Origin of the sequence: Wolbachia endosymbiont of Armadillidium vulgare str. wVulC, from assembly GCF_001027565.1 — a bacterium.
GTDB lineage: Bacteria > Pseudomonadota > Alphaproteobacteria > Rickettsiales > Anaplasmataceae > Wolbachia.
Genome location: NZ_ALWU01000002.1, coordinates 1 through 15,471, shown reverse-complemented (window position 1 = coordinate 15,471; position 15,471 = coordinate 1). Strand labels below are relative to the sequence as shown.

General features: G+C 33.4%; 11 protein-coding genes and 5 pseudogenes. 8 read left to right on the top strand and 8 right to left on the bottom strand.

All coding sequences use genetic code 11. The features are described from left to right. Positions 1 to 56: 56 nt before the first annotated feature. Positions 57 to 1,104: pseudogene (locus tag wVul_RS10250) on the top strand (reverse transcriptase domain-containing protein); the annotation flags it as partial. Then, the gene (locus wVul_RS02910; protein ID WP_410543407.1) at positions 1,099 to 1,896 is read left to right on the top strand and encodes a group II intron maturase-specific domain-containing protein; all 798 of its coding nucleotides are present in this window, start codon (positions 1,099 to 1,101) and stop codon (positions 1,894 to 1,896) included. The pseudogene wVul_RS10250 and the gene wVul_RS02910, both read left to right, overlap by 6 nt. A 37-nt stretch (positions 1,897 to 1,933) precedes the next feature. Here the strand turns inward: wVul_RS02910 and wVul_RS02905 are convergent, their stop codons facing one another. Then, a complete protein-coding gene (locus tag wVul_RS02905) occupies positions 1,934 to 2,455 on the bottom strand; it encodes a phospholipase D family nuclease (protein ID WP_047759111.1) in 522 nt (173 codons plus the stop codon). On the opposite strand from wVul_RS02905, the gene wVul_RS02900 reads away from it, so the two are divergent. Next, positions 2,446 to 3,363, top strand: a complete 918-nt coding sequence (locus wVul_RS02900) for a patatin-like phospholipase family protein (RefSeq protein ID WP_047759135.1) — start codon at positions 2,446 to 2,448, stop codon at positions 3,361 to 3,363. The genes wVul_RS02905 and wVul_RS02900 overlap by 10 nt on opposite strands. A 118-nt stretch (positions 3,364 to 3,481) precedes the next feature. Here wVul_RS02900 and wmk (wVul_RS02895) read toward each other — a convergent pair whose 3' ends face one another. Both wmk (wVul_RS02895) and wmk (wVul_RS02890) read right to left on the bottom strand, forming a co-directional pair. Continuing rightward, on the bottom strand, positions 3,482 to 4,396 hold the full coding sequence (wmk, locus tag wVul_RS02895; RefSeq protein ID WP_047759110.1) for a WO male-killing family protein Wmk: 915 nt from the start codon (positions 4,394 to 4,396) through the stop codon (positions 3,482 to 3,484). A gap of 38 nt (positions 4,397 to 4,434) precedes the next feature. Beyond that, on the bottom strand, positions 4,435 to 5,355 hold the full coding sequence (gene wmk, locus wVul_RS02890) for a WO male-killing family protein Wmk (RefSeq protein ID WP_047759109.1): 921 nt from the start codon (positions 5,353 to 5,355) through the stop codon (positions 4,435 to 4,437). Positions 5,356 to 5,714: 359 nt separating this feature from the next. Between wmk (wVul_RS02890) and wVul_RS02885 the strand changes: the two genes are divergently transcribed. The 3 genes and pseudogenes from wVul_RS02885 to wVul_RS02875 all read left to right on the top strand — a co-directional run. Continuing rightward, positions 5,715 to 6,635 (top strand): Rpn family recombination-promoting nuclease/putative transposase, encoded by a 921-nt coding sequence (locus wVul_RS02885; protein ID WP_047759108.1) that lies wholly within the window; start codon positions 5,715 to 5,717, stop codon positions 6,633 to 6,635. Between the two features lie 12 nt (positions 6,636 to 6,647). Further along, positions 6,648 to 7,179, top strand: a pseudogene (locus wVul_RS02880) (pyrimidine dimer DNA glycosylase/endonuclease V). 2 nt (positions 7,180 to 7,181) lie between these two features. Beyond that, a pseudogene (locus wVul_RS02875) lies at positions 7,182 to 7,331 on the top strand (Rpn family recombination-promoting nuclease/putative transposase); the annotation flags it as partial. 10 nt (positions 7,332 to 7,341) lie between these two features. Here the strand turns inward: wVul_RS02875 and wVul_RS08530 are convergent. Together wVul_RS08530 and wVul_RS02865 are read right to left on the bottom strand one after the other, a co-directional pair. Further along, on the bottom strand, positions 7,342 to 8,268 hold the full coding sequence (locus tag wVul_RS08530; RefSeq protein WP_153295503.1) for an ankyrin repeat domain-containing protein: 927 nt from the start codon (positions 8,266 to 8,268) through the stop codon (positions 7,342 to 7,344). Next, positions 8,258 to 11,449, bottom strand: coding sequence for an AAA family ATPase (locus wVul_RS02865; protein ID WP_047759106.1), 3,192 nt, complete (start codon positions 11,447 to 11,449; stop codon positions 8,258 to 8,260). Before wVul_RS02865 ends, wVul_RS08530 begins: the two co-directional genes overlap by 11 nt. 200 nt (positions 11,450 to 11,649) lie before the next feature. Between wVul_RS02865 and wVul_RS08525 the strand changes: the two are divergent. After that, positions 11,650 to 12,043 (top strand): annotated as a pseudogene (locus wVul_RS08525) (transposase); the annotation flags it as partial. Positions 12,044 to 12,100: 57 nt separating this feature from the next. Further along, a complete protein-coding gene (locus wVul_RS08520) occupies positions 12,101 to 12,253 on the top strand; it encodes a hypothetical protein (protein WP_153295501.1) in 153 nt (50 codons plus the stop codon). A gap of 15 nt (positions 12,254 to 12,268) precedes the next feature. Here the strand turns inward: wVul_RS08520 and wVul_RS08515 are convergent. The 3 genes and pseudogenes from wVul_RS08515 to wVul_RS08510 form a co-directional block, all read right to left on the bottom strand. Further along, positions 12,269 to 13,040, bottom strand: a pseudogene (locus tag wVul_RS08515) (transposase). A 560-nt stretch (positions 13,041 to 13,600) separates the two neighbouring features. Beyond that, positions 13,601 to 14,335, bottom strand: coding sequence for a hypothetical protein (locus wVul_RS02850; protein WP_153295499.1), 735 nt, complete (start codon positions 14,333 to 14,335; stop codon positions 13,601 to 13,603). Between the two features lie 316 nt (positions 14,336 to 14,651). Continuing rightward, entirely contained in the window at positions 14,652 to 14,795 is a 144-nt protein-coding gene (locus wVul_RS08510; protein ID WP_153295497.1) for a hypothetical protein, read from the bottom strand. Positions 14,796 to 15,471 lie beyond the last annotated feature (676 nt).

Below are 15,471 nucleotides of genomic sequence, written 5' to 3'. Positions count from 1 at the left end.
AGCTAAGAAGGTAGCCAGCCGAATGCTCCTATGTAGAGGGATTGTCTAAGAAGCTAATGCCTAAGGTAATGTTTAGGATATGCAAACGTAGACACTGTAGTTTGGAAGGTAAAGTTGTGAATAGTAGTGAATATGTTATGAGCCAACAAAATGTTAGGTATGAATGGAATGAAATTCCTTGGCGCAAGCTGGAGAAATCTTCATTTAAGCTACAAAAACGAATTTACCGAGCTTCACAATGTAATGATATCAAAAAGATGCATAATCTTCAGAGATTGTTACTCAGATCAACAAGTGCAAGAACGCTCGCTGTTAGAAAGGTAACTCAGGATAACAGAGGAAAAAAGACTGCAGGTATAGATGGAAAAGCGAATCTTAATCAAAAAGAAAGGTTACAATTAGTATATTCTTTGGATATAAGAGAAAAAGCAAAACCATCGAGACGAGTTTGGATTCCAAAACCTGGCAAGCCATCGGAGTATCGCCCGCTTGGTATTCCTACAATATCAGATCGAGCAAAACAAACACTTGTAAAAATGGTGATAGAACCGGAGTGGGAAGCAAAATTTGAGCCAAACACATATGGTTTTAGGTCTGGTAGGTCGTGTCATGATGCCATTGAAGCTATATTCATAGCACTAAAACAGAAAACAGCATTTTTACTGGATGCAGATATTTCAGGGTGCTTTGATAACATCAACCATAATGCATTACAAAAAAAAGCTTAACACCACACCAACATTAACTAAAGTTATAAAAAGGTGGCTAAAAGCAGGAGTTATGGAAGGTAAAGCGTTTAGACCCACAAAGAGTGGTACAGTACAAGGCGGAACTATTTCACCTTTGTTAGCAAGTATAGCTCTACATGGGTTAGAATATTACCTAAAAATGGCATTGAGAAAGGAACTATTTGATTATCAAAAGAAAAAATATGGTAAAGCTTCACATAAACATGCTGGTCAATCACTAAGTGTGATTACTTATGCAGATGATTGTGTGATTCTCCATGAAAATGAGGAAATTGTTTTTAAGGCAAAAAATCTAACGGAAAGATGGTTAAATACCATTGGATTAGAGTTAAAGCCATCAAAGACAAAAATATCTCATACGTTAAAAACTTATGGAGGACAAATACCAGGTTTTGATTTTCTTGGGTTCACAATACGACAATACTTAACAAAACAAAGTAAGAAAGGTTATAAATTATTAATTAAACCAAGTCGCCTCTCTATAAAACAACATGCTAAAATCATTAAGCAAAAACTTAAAGAAATGCGTGCAGCACCTCAAGAAGCAGTAATTAAAAACCTTAATCCAGTTATTAGAGGATGGAGTCAGTATTACTCTTCGGTAGTGTCACATAAAGTATTTAGTTCTTTAGATCATGATATGCATGGAAAGCTTTGGAAATGGGCAGTCTTTAGACACTGTAACAAAGGGAAGCATTGGATTAAGAGAAAATACTTTCGAAAGAAAGATAACGATAATTGGAGATTTATGACGAATAACAATTTACTGCTTGTTAGGCACGTAGATCATGCCATAAGAAGGCATATCAAAGTGAAAGGATCTAGATCTTTATATGACGGAGATTGGTTATATTGGGCAAATCGCTTAAGTAAAGTTCCAGGAAAATCACCACGAGTAATAAAATTAATGAAGTTGCAACAAGGTAAATGTGATCAATGTCAACTTTGGTTCAAAAATGATGATATCCTAGAGATACACCATAAAGACCGGAATAGACGTAATAATATGAGCAAAAATTTATCCTTGTTGCATGGGCATTGTCACGACGAATTACATGGGAGTATGCATGAAAAGCGCCAAATTAGAGAGAAGCCGGATGATGGGAAACTATCAAGTCCGGTTTTGAAGTCGAGTGGGGAGAGGTGACTTTCCTCACTTAGATAACAATTTGAAGTACAAGTAATCATTCTTCTACTTTTGGTGTGTAAGAATCAGATTGAGATTGACGATCTTTCCAATTTTTGATGTATTGCTCAACTAATGGAGGATCTCCTGTTATAATTAGTAGATTCTCAGCGTTTCTTTTCTGCGCAGCGTCAGAAAAATTGAAAGATCCAGTTATGATTTTTTGATTATCAATGATCATAATTTTGCTGTGTGAAATTGCAGGTTTATAGTCTATGTATATCGGTATTTTTTGCCTAAATAATTCATTGATGACACTGTATTTTGAGCTGACCTGTGATTCATCTAGGATAACCCTAATATCAACACCACGTTTTTTTGCTCTAATTAAAGATTGTGCAATAGGCTTTGAAGTAAATTGATATGCCTGAATTAATATGGATTTTTGAGCTTGATCTATAGCATTGGTTATTTGTTCGGCACAATTTTCTCTAGGTGTGAAGCAAACTGTAGTTTTTGGGCAAGAAACACAACCTGATAAAAGTGAGCAAGTTAACAGAACTAATAAATATGAAAAAATACATCCTTTCAGTTGACGGCGGAGGCATAAGAGGCATAATACCAGCTATTATACTAGCAGAAATAGAAAAAAGAACAAGAAGAACTATAGCTGAAATCTTTCACTTAATGGCAGGAACCTCAACCGGTGGAATTGTTGTAGCAGGATTATGTAAAAAAGATAAACAAGGAAACCCTCAATATTCAGCCAACGATTTAGTCGAGCTTTACCAAAAATACGGGTCATATATTTTTAAATCTTCATTTTTGAGAAGATCAGTATTTTCTTGGCTTAATTGCGCACAATACCCACATAAAAATATTGAATTTGTACTGGATAAATATTTTGGCGATGATATCCTTAAAAACACTTTAAGTAATGTGTTGATTACGAGTTACGATATTCAGAATCACTGCCCATTTTTCTTTAAAAGCTGGAAAGAAGGTAATATTAAGCTGAAAGATGCACTCAGAGCTGCAACGGCTGCACCTACTTACTTTACACCTAAATATCTTAAAATCAACCACAAGGAAATGGTATTAGTGGATGGCGGGGTTTTTGCAAATAATCCAGCAGCTTGTGCATATGCAAGTGGTAAGAAATTGTTTCCAAATGATGAGATTATACTGTTATCAATAGGTACTGGCAGAACAGATAGGAGCATAGCTAATTCAAGGAGATTTGGAAAAATAGGCTGGATAAAACCACTACTGAATGTGATGTTTGCTTCAAGTTTAGATGCAGTAAACTATCAACTTAATCAAGTTATAGGTGATAAATATATACGAATACAATCGCAATTAAAAATAGCATCACCCGACATGGATAATATTACATCAAAAAATATCAAATCTCTTCAGCAAGAGGCAAAGGCAATGATAGAGGATAACCAGAAATTAATAGATAAACTTTGCGATTTCATATCTTGATTTATACCAAGCAAAATTCAACTGAGCCAAAAAAGTTGGTTAGCAAATTCTGCAGAGCTAAACAAGGGTTTGGAATAGATAATATATTAACTATTCTTACTTATATCTTAAATACAATTCAATTTTCACAATCACTCAACTCATCAGCAGTTAGGTCACTTGCTCGCACAATAATATCAAGAGCAACACCTGCCTTTGCTAGATTTTTTGCAACCTTGATCCTTTCTGTTTTTTTAACTTTTTCCTTGCCACTTTTCATATCTTCAGATAGAGATTTGACTAATGATTCTTGTTCTCCGTACTCATCCATTAAACTCAATAGCTTTTTGCTTTCTCTTGTTTTAGGTAGCAGAACTTTAATATTCACTGATAATGCATCTGATATTTCATATAATTTATCAAATGTTATAGCAGTATACCCTCTTTCATATTCGTGTATTTCCTTGAGTGTTAAACCAACTTTGTTTGCTAAATCTTTTTGAGTATACCTTTTTATCAATCTCCATTCTCTTATTCTTTGTCCTATTCTGTAATATATAGAATCAGTGCAGATTTCTCTCTCTGTACTATCATACTCGTAAATAGATAAACCCGTTGCCTGGGAAATTATGTCAACTGACACTCCTTCTTTAACTAGATTTTTTGCTACTTCTAATCTTGCCTCCTCTTGATTGATTTTCTCGCTAATATGAACAAACCTGACTAATGAAGGTACTATTTTGCCTAACTTTTGATTCTCATATATTTTTGTTAGATAGAGTATTTCTTCGTCTTCATCTTCATACTCTCTTACTGTTATTGGTTTAGGTAATAGATCTACAACATTAACTGACAACACTCTTGCTATTACATATAGTACTCCAATTGGAATAGGAGTATAACCATTCTCATAGCTGTTCACTTCTTGGTATGTTAAACCTACTTGACCTGCTAATCCTATTTGAGTATGACCTTGCATTAACCTACAATTTTCTATTCTTTGCCCTATTCCATAGCTAACATTGCTTGCAGAAACAAACACATATACCTCCATTTAAGAAAAAAACTTTATTGCTATAATTTTTTCATGAGCTACCCATCTAAAACTACATCAACAGGTAAACCTACCGCTTGCAAAATAATATCAATAGAAATTCCACCTTTTACTAGATCCTTTGCAACTTTAATCCTTTCTATCTCTCTCACTTTCTCCTCACAAATCCTTATGCCTTCAAATAAAGATCTTATTAGTGCATTGCGTAGTTCTTGGCTCTCAATTTCTTTGTATTCTTTAATCAAATCAGGTAGCTCATTTTTCACTTTACTCCCTTCCTCTATTAGTAGATCCGTAATATTAATCGATAATGCTTCTGCCACTTCATATAATTTATCAAGTGGAACAGCAGTCCTTCCTTGTTCATAGTTGCTTATTTCGTGACGTGTTGTATTCATTTTCTCTGCTAAATCTTTTTGAGTATACTCTCTCACTAGCCTCCATTCTTTTATCTTCTTTCCTATTTTGTAGTAGATAGAACCCGTTTTTTCTTCAATACATTCATCAGCAGAGAGGCCAATTGCTTGTGAAACAATATCAACAGAAATTCCTGCTTTAACCAGACCATTTGCAATTTTTATTTTTTCCGATTTTCTACTACTTTTTTCACTGACTTGGACAAATTTGGTTAGCAAACAAAACATTCTACGTAACTCCTGATCATTAATCTTTTTATATTCTCTTACTAGATTTAATATCTCCTCTCCCTTATCTTCAAAACAGATTTTTTCATTTGATACAGGAATAAGATCCGTAATATTAATTGATAACACCTTTGCTATAGCGCACAACTTTTTAATCGAAATTTTACGTGTTCCTTTTTCATATTGTAGTACTATTTGATATGTTACACCGATTTTCTCTGCTAAATCCTTTTGAGTATAACCTCGCTTTAACCTCCAACTTCTTACTTTCTCTCCCACTTCGTGATCTAAAGAATTAGTATAGCTAACGGTCATTCTTTTTCGTAGCCTGCCATTTTAGAAGTTTTGATAGAAATTTTGCTAGACCTTTGTTGAAAACTAGTATATTAAATGCCTATGCTGTGACAAGCTAAAACGAGAAGTTCACACTTTAAATAGGTATCTTTGAGGCTGCTAAATCATGTTGTTGGCCTTTTAATGTGCCTTATAGAAGAATTGATAGAAAAGATCTACAAAAGGCGTCTAAGGTACGTAGTAGCATTCTAGGGTTATCTATGAAGGTAGTTTTTTGCCAATTCTTGAAATTTTGCTAACTTTAATAGACTAAACACAAAAACGTTGAATATCTCTACAGAATTGTGTATAATTATTAATGCTTTCTAGGTTAATTCGTCATGGCTTTTTCTAAATTTCTTGATCCAAAAAACGACCTTAGCTTTAAGAAAATATTTGGCTCTGAAAAGAATAAAAATATCCTCATTTGCTTCCTGAACAATATCTTGGACTTTTCTACTTCTGATCAAATAATAGAAATTGAATTCCTCAGCACTATTATGGACCCTGAAATTGCCTCTGACAAGCAAAGCATTGTTGATGTTCTTTGCAAGGACTCTATTGGTAATAGATTTGTCATCGAAATGCAGCTCGCTCGTGATAAAGGCTTTGAAAAACGTGCTCAACTTTATGCTGCTAAGGCTTACTCACGGCAATTAGATAAATCTGGTAATTACATTGATCTTCAGAAAGTCTTCTTTATTGCTATTTCCAATTGTAACCTTCTGCCTGAAGAAGTTGACTATATTTCTACTCATAATATACGCGATATCAAAACCAATGGTCATTACTTAAAAGATCTACAATTTGTCTTTATTGAGTTGCCTAAATTTACAAAAAATAAGGTAGAGCAATTAGAGAATACTACAGAGAGATGGTGTTTCTTTTTTAAATACGCAGAAGAAACAACTGAAGAAGATTTGAAAAAGATAGCAGCAGAAGCTCCGATAATAAAGTTAGCATATGATGAATTAGACAGGTTTCGCTGGAATGAAAAAGATTTGATCGCATATGAGGAAAGAATATTGAGTGTACAGAAAGAGAAGGCTATTTTGGAACAAAAACTCGATGATGCTAAACATGAAGGTAGACAAGAAGGTAGACAAGAAGGCATCCAAATCGGCCATGAAAAAGGTAGAGCAGAGGGTGAAAAGCAAGCTAAAATAGCAGTTGCAAAGAATCTACTTAAAGCAGGGGTTTCTATTGATGTCATAGCTCAAACTACTGGTCTTACGGTTAATGAAGTTAAAGGCCTAGGTTAATTCTATCTCTGGATGAATATCTTTGTATTAGACGAAAATCCTATAATTGCAGCACAAATGTTATGCGATAAGCATATAGTGAAAATGCCATTAGAAACTGCTCAATTACTTAGCAGTGTTTTTTCAATAGCATTAAAAGCGCCAAATCCTTTAGTCAGCATTACAGACCAAAATATAGAAATTCCATATAAACTTACTCACAAAAACCATCCTTGCTCTCTATGGGCTAGACAGTCGAAAGGAAATTTTTATTGGTTGATAGGATATGGAAAAGAATTATGTAAAGAGTACACCTGGCGATACAAAAGAAAACATAAATCAGAGGAAGTAATAGATTGGTGTGATAGTAATAAGGATTTACTCATTTTTCAATCAACTGATATGCAAGCTTTTATACAAGCACTGCCCGGATCAGTATAAATGTAGCAGCGCTGTGGAAGCTTATAAGGGATATTATCTCAAGGAAAAGATGAGATTTGCTAAGTGGGAAAATGGCAGAGAAGCACCAGATTGGATAATCTGCTACACAATACCACAGCTATAAATAGAGAAGCCATCCAAATCGGTCATGAAAAAGGCAGAAAAGCAGAGAAAATCGAAGTTGCAAAAAACTCACTCAAGGCCGGTGTTTCTATTGATGTTATTGCTGAAATCACTGGCCTTTCGGTAGATGAAATTAAAGAGTTAAGAAGTTAATACTATCAAATTAGAAGCTTTGAGCTAAAGTAGAATGATTAGAGACAGAAACATTACAAAGATCTCTCTTAAACTGAGAGTTTTCTTTAGCATGTTTTAGTTTTTTAAATATTTCAGTGTCTGTATCTATATTCTTCTCCGCATAATCATGTAAGAGCTGCAATACCTTTCCACCAACTTTAATAGCAATTTTAATAGTCGTATCTTCATCCTTACCATCTGGAGAGTAGTTTAAGCTTGGTTTGAAACCGTACTCAGTTTTTGATTCTAGTAGCTCTTTTATCTTTTTAAGCAATTTATCTAGCTTATTTTCATCTATTTCTGCTGCTTGTTTTATCAGATTAAACAACTCATTATCTTGAGATAATTTTTGGAGAAATTTTTCTTTGTCTTCTTTCTTTTTAATAGACAAAATCTTTACACAACTAACATTAATATTTGGGTCAGCAAACAGAAGGTTAGCTACCTCAGGACAATCATTTAGTGTTAACGACAAAGGAGTTAAATCTTGACTACTCTTAGCATTAACATCAGCTCCATGCTTCAGAAGAAGCTTAACTATACTACCGTGACCTCTCTGTGCTGCCAAATGCAAAGGAGTAAAATCATCATCACCCCTAGCATTAACATCAGCTTTATGATCCAGAAGAAGTTCAACTACATTATCACAACTTTTCAATGCTGCCGCATGTAAAGGAGTTAAACCTTGAATATTCTTAGCATTAACATCAGCTTCATGATCCAGAAGAAGCTCAACTACATCATCATAACCTCCTTGTGCTGCTACATGTAAAGGAGTAAGACCTTCATTACTCTTAGCATTAACACCAGCTCCATGCTTCAGAAGAAGCTTAACTACACCACCGCAACCTCCCTGTGCTGCTGCCGATAAAGGAGTAGAACCATCATTACTCTGAACATCAACATCATCCTCCATGTTTACTACCCACCTTACTTATTGCATTCTTAACCTGTCTCAGGTTATTTCTTTCAATAGCGTCAAAAAGACCCTTAATATCCTTGTCATAACTATTCTTTGCCTTATGGCAGTCTTTCTTTAAAACGTTCCCTCCTGTTCGCCTTGATTCATTCTTGTCTAAAGAAAGCTTTTCTTGAGCCTTTATCGCTATATTTTTAGTTTGCTTTTTGTTTCCTTCATCCATTAACTCTACTGCCTTATTCTGGCTACTTTTTATATCAATTTTTAACTCTGAATTTGATTTATCATTGTCTAAAGGAGACTGTACTACACCATCTGTTACTTCTCCCATACGGCACTTTTTAGCTTTTAATGCATCTGTGATCTCTTGAGCATATTTTTTTTCTTCCTTGAGTTGCAATTTCACTGCTATATTTTCAGCTTGCTCTACATTTCCTTCATCTGTTAACTTTAGTGCCATATCTCTCCATTCTTCAGGAGTGGATTCTTCTTTCTTAATATCTACACTAACCATTTTCTTCGGTTTTATTACTTTCAATAAATTACACTTTTTTTCATCATCCATAATATAGGCACTACCAATAGCGCGAGTAATTCCGACATACAGAGCATTTATATAAAATTTATATTCCTCAAAAGATTTATCTTCCTTATTCTTATTTCTTGAAGTCTTTGCATTCTTTGCATTGTACAAATCACGGATTTCCTTAATAGTATTTTTAATCTTCCCTTCATCTTTATCAGGACATGCTATATTCCATATCTCATTATAAGCTTTATGGAACGTAAACTCGCAAAGAATCACATTCCTAAACTCCAAGCCTTTGGCTTCATGTATATTAAACACAAGTGGAGTATCAAATAATTTACGAGCATCTTCTTTATTCTCATCATTCAGAACTAAAACAGCCCAATTTGTAGAGCCAGATACTTTTTCCGCCATTTCCTGCTCTTTATCCTTAGCAACAAAGCCGACATTACCATCGTTCTCTTTATCACTCTCCATAAAAAAAAGCTCTTTTTCCTTTTCTGTCATCTTATCTTCTGAAGCAAAACAATAATTCTTAAAGTGTAGTATACGGTTGGCTAATTCAATAACTTGCTTACTATTACGATAGTTCTTCTCAAGATTACAAAGTTTTAACTTTTGATTCTTCTCATATTTATTACTGAGAGAAGACTTTAACCTAGACAGAGAAAAAAAACTTGGATGTATCACTTGATTAACATCACCACATAATAAAAAATTACCCTTACTTTCATCTTTTAAACTTTTTAATATTAAATCCAATGTGCTCTCAGTCAAATCCTGCACTTCATCTATAATAACCGCATCGTATTCTTTAGCTTCAGTACACTTATGAGCAATAAGGTTAGGATCATAATACTTTTGATCTCCTTCTATAAATTTCCTATATTCTTCAAAAAAATCATAAACACTGTTCCTTTTATCTATAGGAAATATAGATTGTCTATTTCCTAATTTAGCATATCTATCTTTTCCATCTTCTCCTAATAAACTTCCTCCACCTATCACAGCTGTAAATTCTTCGAATATTTTATCTCCGTCTTTTTTATACTTTTTAAATTTACCTTTCTCGCATATTTTCTTGAACCATGAAAAAAACTTATTTCTATTGATCGATTTCTTTCCTTCTACATCTTTTTTTGCTACCTTTTCAAAAAATTCATGAATAGATAAGAACTCGATTTCCTTTGGAGTATCAATCTTGAACTCACGAGTATCTTCATCGTAATATTCGTATTCAAATATTTTTTTTGACTCTTTTATAAGATATTCAGATTGGGTAATATATAGAATTTTTCCTCCCTTGAACTTCTCTTCCATCTTTTTAAGGCTTTCTAAAGCCACTGATGTCTTTCCGCTACCAGCAGCTCCATTAATAACTAAAGGTAATTCAAACTTTCCAACCCTTTCAACTATATCTTCCTGCTTTGCATTAAAAGTAATAAATTTACCAAGATAACTAACTTGTGGAACATCTCCAATTTCTACTGTATTTGCGCTATCAGAACCTTCTTCACTTATTATTTTTATGTTTTTTATTTTTTCTTTATTTGTTAAAAATTTAGACTTACGATAATCATGACTCAGAATTACTTCTAAAATAACAAAAGCATCTTTATCATTATGCTTTGTACTCGTAAATAATAATCTGTCACTATCACTTAATTTAGCTCGAAAATATTCAATATTCCCATCACCTTTTATTAACTTTATATTTCCTTGGCTTGTACTGTTGTTTTCCTCTAAGTCTTTAACTATTGCATTGAACTTTCTTCTTAAAGGGTTTTCATTATCACCTAAATCGTGCTCATTAAATTCGTTACAATAAAATACTGAACTATTGACAGAAGGTTTTGGCTGATATTTCTGCTTTGGTTTAGATTGATAATCATCATTATTGTTAGCTTCTTTGATTCGAGGTTTCTGCTCTGCAAATTTTTCTTTTTGTAACAAGCACGAGAACTCAATCCTTATTTCCTTTAACTCCTGCTCACTTAACTCGTAATTTAATACTTTCTCTAACTCATGATTCTTGTCCATAATTATTTCTGCATTTTTTAAGGCATATATTCCACAATTGTAACCATCTTTCTGTTGCTCAATACAAAAAGATTGAGTTTGAATACCACTCAGTTTTGACTCTAACAGCTCTTGAAGATTGTTGTAATTACTATCCTTAAAAAATCCAACATTCTCTGCACTCTCTTGAAAGGAGAAAATATCATAACCTAAAGAGTCAGCATAATAAGCAGTAAATTCTGTTTTTATAACTAGCGTTACCCAATGATTGGCATTTTTGTTGATTATAAAAATAGCAGGCTTTTTAACTTTCAACTTAATATAGCCTTGTATCTGCTTTTCTAAATGACTTGCTGATCCAATTACTTCAAACAGTATATTGCCGCCTCCATGCCATCCATACTTAAGCCGTGCAATACGAGCAATATCTTCTTGTTTCAATAGCTCTTCATAATTTTTTTCTTCCAAAGTTTTATGAGTAAACTTACTAGGACTTACACTTGGTGCACAATTTTCCTTATCTCGGCCTTTTTCAGGAGATATGTAACTATTTTTATGTGGGAGAAAACTCCCAATATCTTTAAATGGTTCACGAATTTGCTTACTATGGGATCTAAAAGAATTTATCATTAAATTTCCAAACTTTTCCTAATACTCTCTCTAAGGCTACTGAAAAGGGCCTTGTTGCACAGCAATCAAAAAAATCCGGTGGCTGCTAACAAAATTTATTATAACATAACCATTTAACTGCTTAAAGAAAAATCATGCCACAAAGGACAAAAGTCAGTAACTAGAACAAGTGTAACAAATTCCTTGAAAAAAGGGAAAATATTTTTCATTTCGTCAATGAAGCCATAGAAAATTGGTACGAAAATGGTTCCAAAATGGCAGAATGTTTATAGTGACAAGGTTGTGATTTTGATACACATAGTGGTTCATTTTTTTAGGATTGGTTTGAGACAAGCAGTTGGTTTTGTAAAAGGTTGTATAAAGCAAATGGGAAAATACTTCAAAGTCATTAGCTATACTCAAGCTTCTAGAAGATTCAAAAAGCTTAACTTGAAAATTGATGATCATAGAATCAACAAATGTGATTGGAAAAGTATTGAAATTGCCATAGATAGCACGAGAGTTAGTATCTACAATAACAACGGTGGCCATAGTAAACTTAATATTCGAGAAAGAAAATACAATGGTTACAGAAAGCTATACGTTGTTTTAAACACAAACGATAAGAAAGCAATAAGCATACTAGTGGTGTTGCTCTGATCGATCTGCGATATGTTAAAGGAAATCAGTGATAAGTATAACATTCGTTCTATTCGAGAAGATGCAACTTATGATATAAGAAGTGTGCATAAAGAATGCAGAATATTATCCCTATTATTCGGCCTAGCTAAAATTTGCTCAGCTATCAGAAAGAAACAAGTATAGCTCTTCTCATAATAGTCAGAATAAAAAAGCAGAAACAACAGCTTGACGGAAAGACTTAAAAATAGGGATATTTTTTCTAGCTCTGTTCTTTATAGCAAACCACTGATGCTTAATTTCGTTAAAGTCTGGAGAATATGGAGGAAGTTCAGCACCAACTCCTTTAGCAAGATCATCTATTTTAGATTTATAGAAGGTAGCGTTATCAAAGTTTGGCCAGACCTTAAAATTGGAGTTAAAAACTGCTCAAACCAAGCCTCAAAAACATCCTTATTGCAGTAAAGGTCAATGGAGCAATGATTTTCTTTTTATTTAGAGCTATACTGACGCGCTGAGTTTTTTTACCTGATTTTGTGAATGAAACCTCTCTCCTTTTCTGCAATATCCGTATGTTCTGTATTGTCTATTCCAGATTCATCAATATATACAAGATTTTCATGACGTTTTGTTGCTATAACCTTTGAAAATTGAGCTCGCTTTTCTTCATTTCTTTCTTTATATCTGCAGGTCTTGTAAATCCAATATTTTTAAGTGCTCGTTTGTCGACTGATATTGCCCCAGCATCTCTGACTGAGTTTTGCCACCATGGTTTTTTGCAAATTTGGTAAAAACATTCCAGTCGGTAATTTTATCTACGCTTCCAGGCTTTTTTGACTGAAAATCTCCCGTTTCCTTATGCCTTTTCTGCCACTCATATAGAGTCGTTTTTCCAATTTTAAATCTCTTGGGCTCTACTTTCTCCTTCATCCAATGCTTTTTTCCTTAAGTCGTAACTATACTCTGCTGGCATACAAATCCCACTACCATAAGTCCATGTCTTAACTTGTTTGAATTATTATGAGAAGAGCTATACGTTAATTCAGCTACTCGGCAAGCTATAGCTCTTTTCACAATAATCCGAACAGATCATAATAACACACTGCTGGCCTCCTGGCTTACAATAGCTATAAAGACGTTTTTACCCACGTTCGGACTATTATAAGAAGGGCTATAATTAAAATTAAAGCGCCATAGATGGGAATGTTCAAAAAAGCATACGCATCAAGTTAAGAGAATACACCCAATATAGCAACCATTTAAGGTTTATTTGTTATATTTATTTTTTAAGAAATCTTGATCTAAAATAAGATAATTTTTTTTAAAGAGTCTATAAATTACTAATTTTATCGTTTAATGTCTAAAATAATTTTTACCGCTTCTCTTCTTTCTTATGCCACTTTTCCTTAACTTGACGCCTATGGTTTATTTAACACTCCCTATGACTAGGGTTATGATAAAGAGGAATTTTCTTTAATTCTACTAATTTATGGACAACCTCTAACTTTTCGCAGAATTTTTTAAGATACTCTTTTATATAATATCAAAGGAATTTTTGTCACCCTCTTGATAGTTTTTTAGCCCCTCTCCTCCTGAGTTACTCAGTGATTCTTGCATAGTTGTTTGATCAAGTTTAGTTGATAATTCATCTCCTCCTGAATTACTCAATGGTTCTGGCTCAGTTGTTTGATCAGATCCAAACAACCACGAAAAAAAGCCACCCAAAAATGATCCTATTAAAGAAAAAGGCTTCATAAGTATACTAAACAAATTACCAAAGAAAGAGCTCGACTGTTCTTCACTTGTTAATGATTCACTTCGTAGACTAACATCATTTTGTGTAGGTGCTGTATCAGTAGAACGTCCATTATCAGGCTTCACAGCTTCAATTTTTACATCATTTCTTTCTTCTGCACTGATCTCCTGTGGTTCTTCCTCTGGGTCCTGTTCTTGTATAACTGGCTGGACATTACCTTCTTGCCCAACGTCTTCCTCTAGACCTCCTTCATTATCTGTCGATGGCTCATGAACTAAACTTTCATCAGCTTTTTCTACTGCTCTTTTTGATAGAGTTTTTATTTCCTCATCCTCAACTAAATCGAAAGGAGTCCATCCATCTGCATTTTTTATATTAACATCATTTCCTTCTTCTGCACTGATCTTCTGTGATTCTTCCTCTGGGTCTTGTTCTTGTATAACTGGCTGGACATTACCTTCTTGCCCAACATCTTCCTCTAAACCTCCTTCATTATCTATCGAATGGCTCACGAACAAAACTTTACTATTGTCTGCCTCCTCCAAATGTAAATGAATTTATTCATCCGTCATTCTCATATTAACGTCAATTACTCCATTTTCTAACATATCCTCTACTACCTCCTTACTAATGCTTTCACCATCAAAACGCAAACGACTCAATCCTTTTGCATTTTTTATACTAACAGCAATTGAATCATTCTCTCAGAAATCCGCTGACTTATCTCCTTCTATTTCTTTTACCAACAAAATGTCTACGACTCCATCACTCTGGACTTTGTATACTAACAGCAATTGAATCTTCTCCTAAGAAAACCGCATGCCATCTTCACATTCCATTCTTTAGTATCCAAATGTCTACAACCTCTTTCATATTGCTCTTTTCACCTAACATCATGACGATTATATTAACATCTACTCTTGTGATTAACATATCTTCTGCCTCATCACACATCAATACATCTGACAACATAATACTAATCTATCACTAAGTAAATTGTCATTGACTCCTCTGTTTAAATCACTCATTCCACACATACTGTACATCTATCTCTACTATAGGACCACTTATTAACTAATCCGAACACTCTGGATATAATTATCGGGATTACACCGTCTCATGATAACCTATAACCTTACCAACAACTGTCCTTGTAACGACAACGCATATGATAATTCAATCATGTGCTTCGCCAACGGCACAATATTTAACAAGATAAATTTATTCTATTCAAAACAAATAACTATTGTAAATCTCCATTTGAATTCTCAATGCCCCTAACTTCCCGAAAATAAAAATAAAATGAGCAAACTAAAAAATAAAACTTTTATCTTAAACAAAAAGTTTTTTAGATTAACAGAAAAATCTTTGCTAACAATTTTAAATTTTCTTACCATTTTCCCTTCGATAAAAAAAAAGGGGGCGGGAAAAAAACGGTTTTGTTTTTTAAAAAAATGGGGACAAAACAAAATTAAAGGGTTAATAACATTTCCTTTTTAAAAAAAATATTACACTTTTTCCCAAAAAAACCCACTTATAAATTTTTTACCTGCCCTCTTAAAAAAAAAATTTTATATTTAAAAAAAAAAAAAAATTTTAAACAAAAAAACAATATATAATAATACAAAAAAATTTTTTTTTATATTTT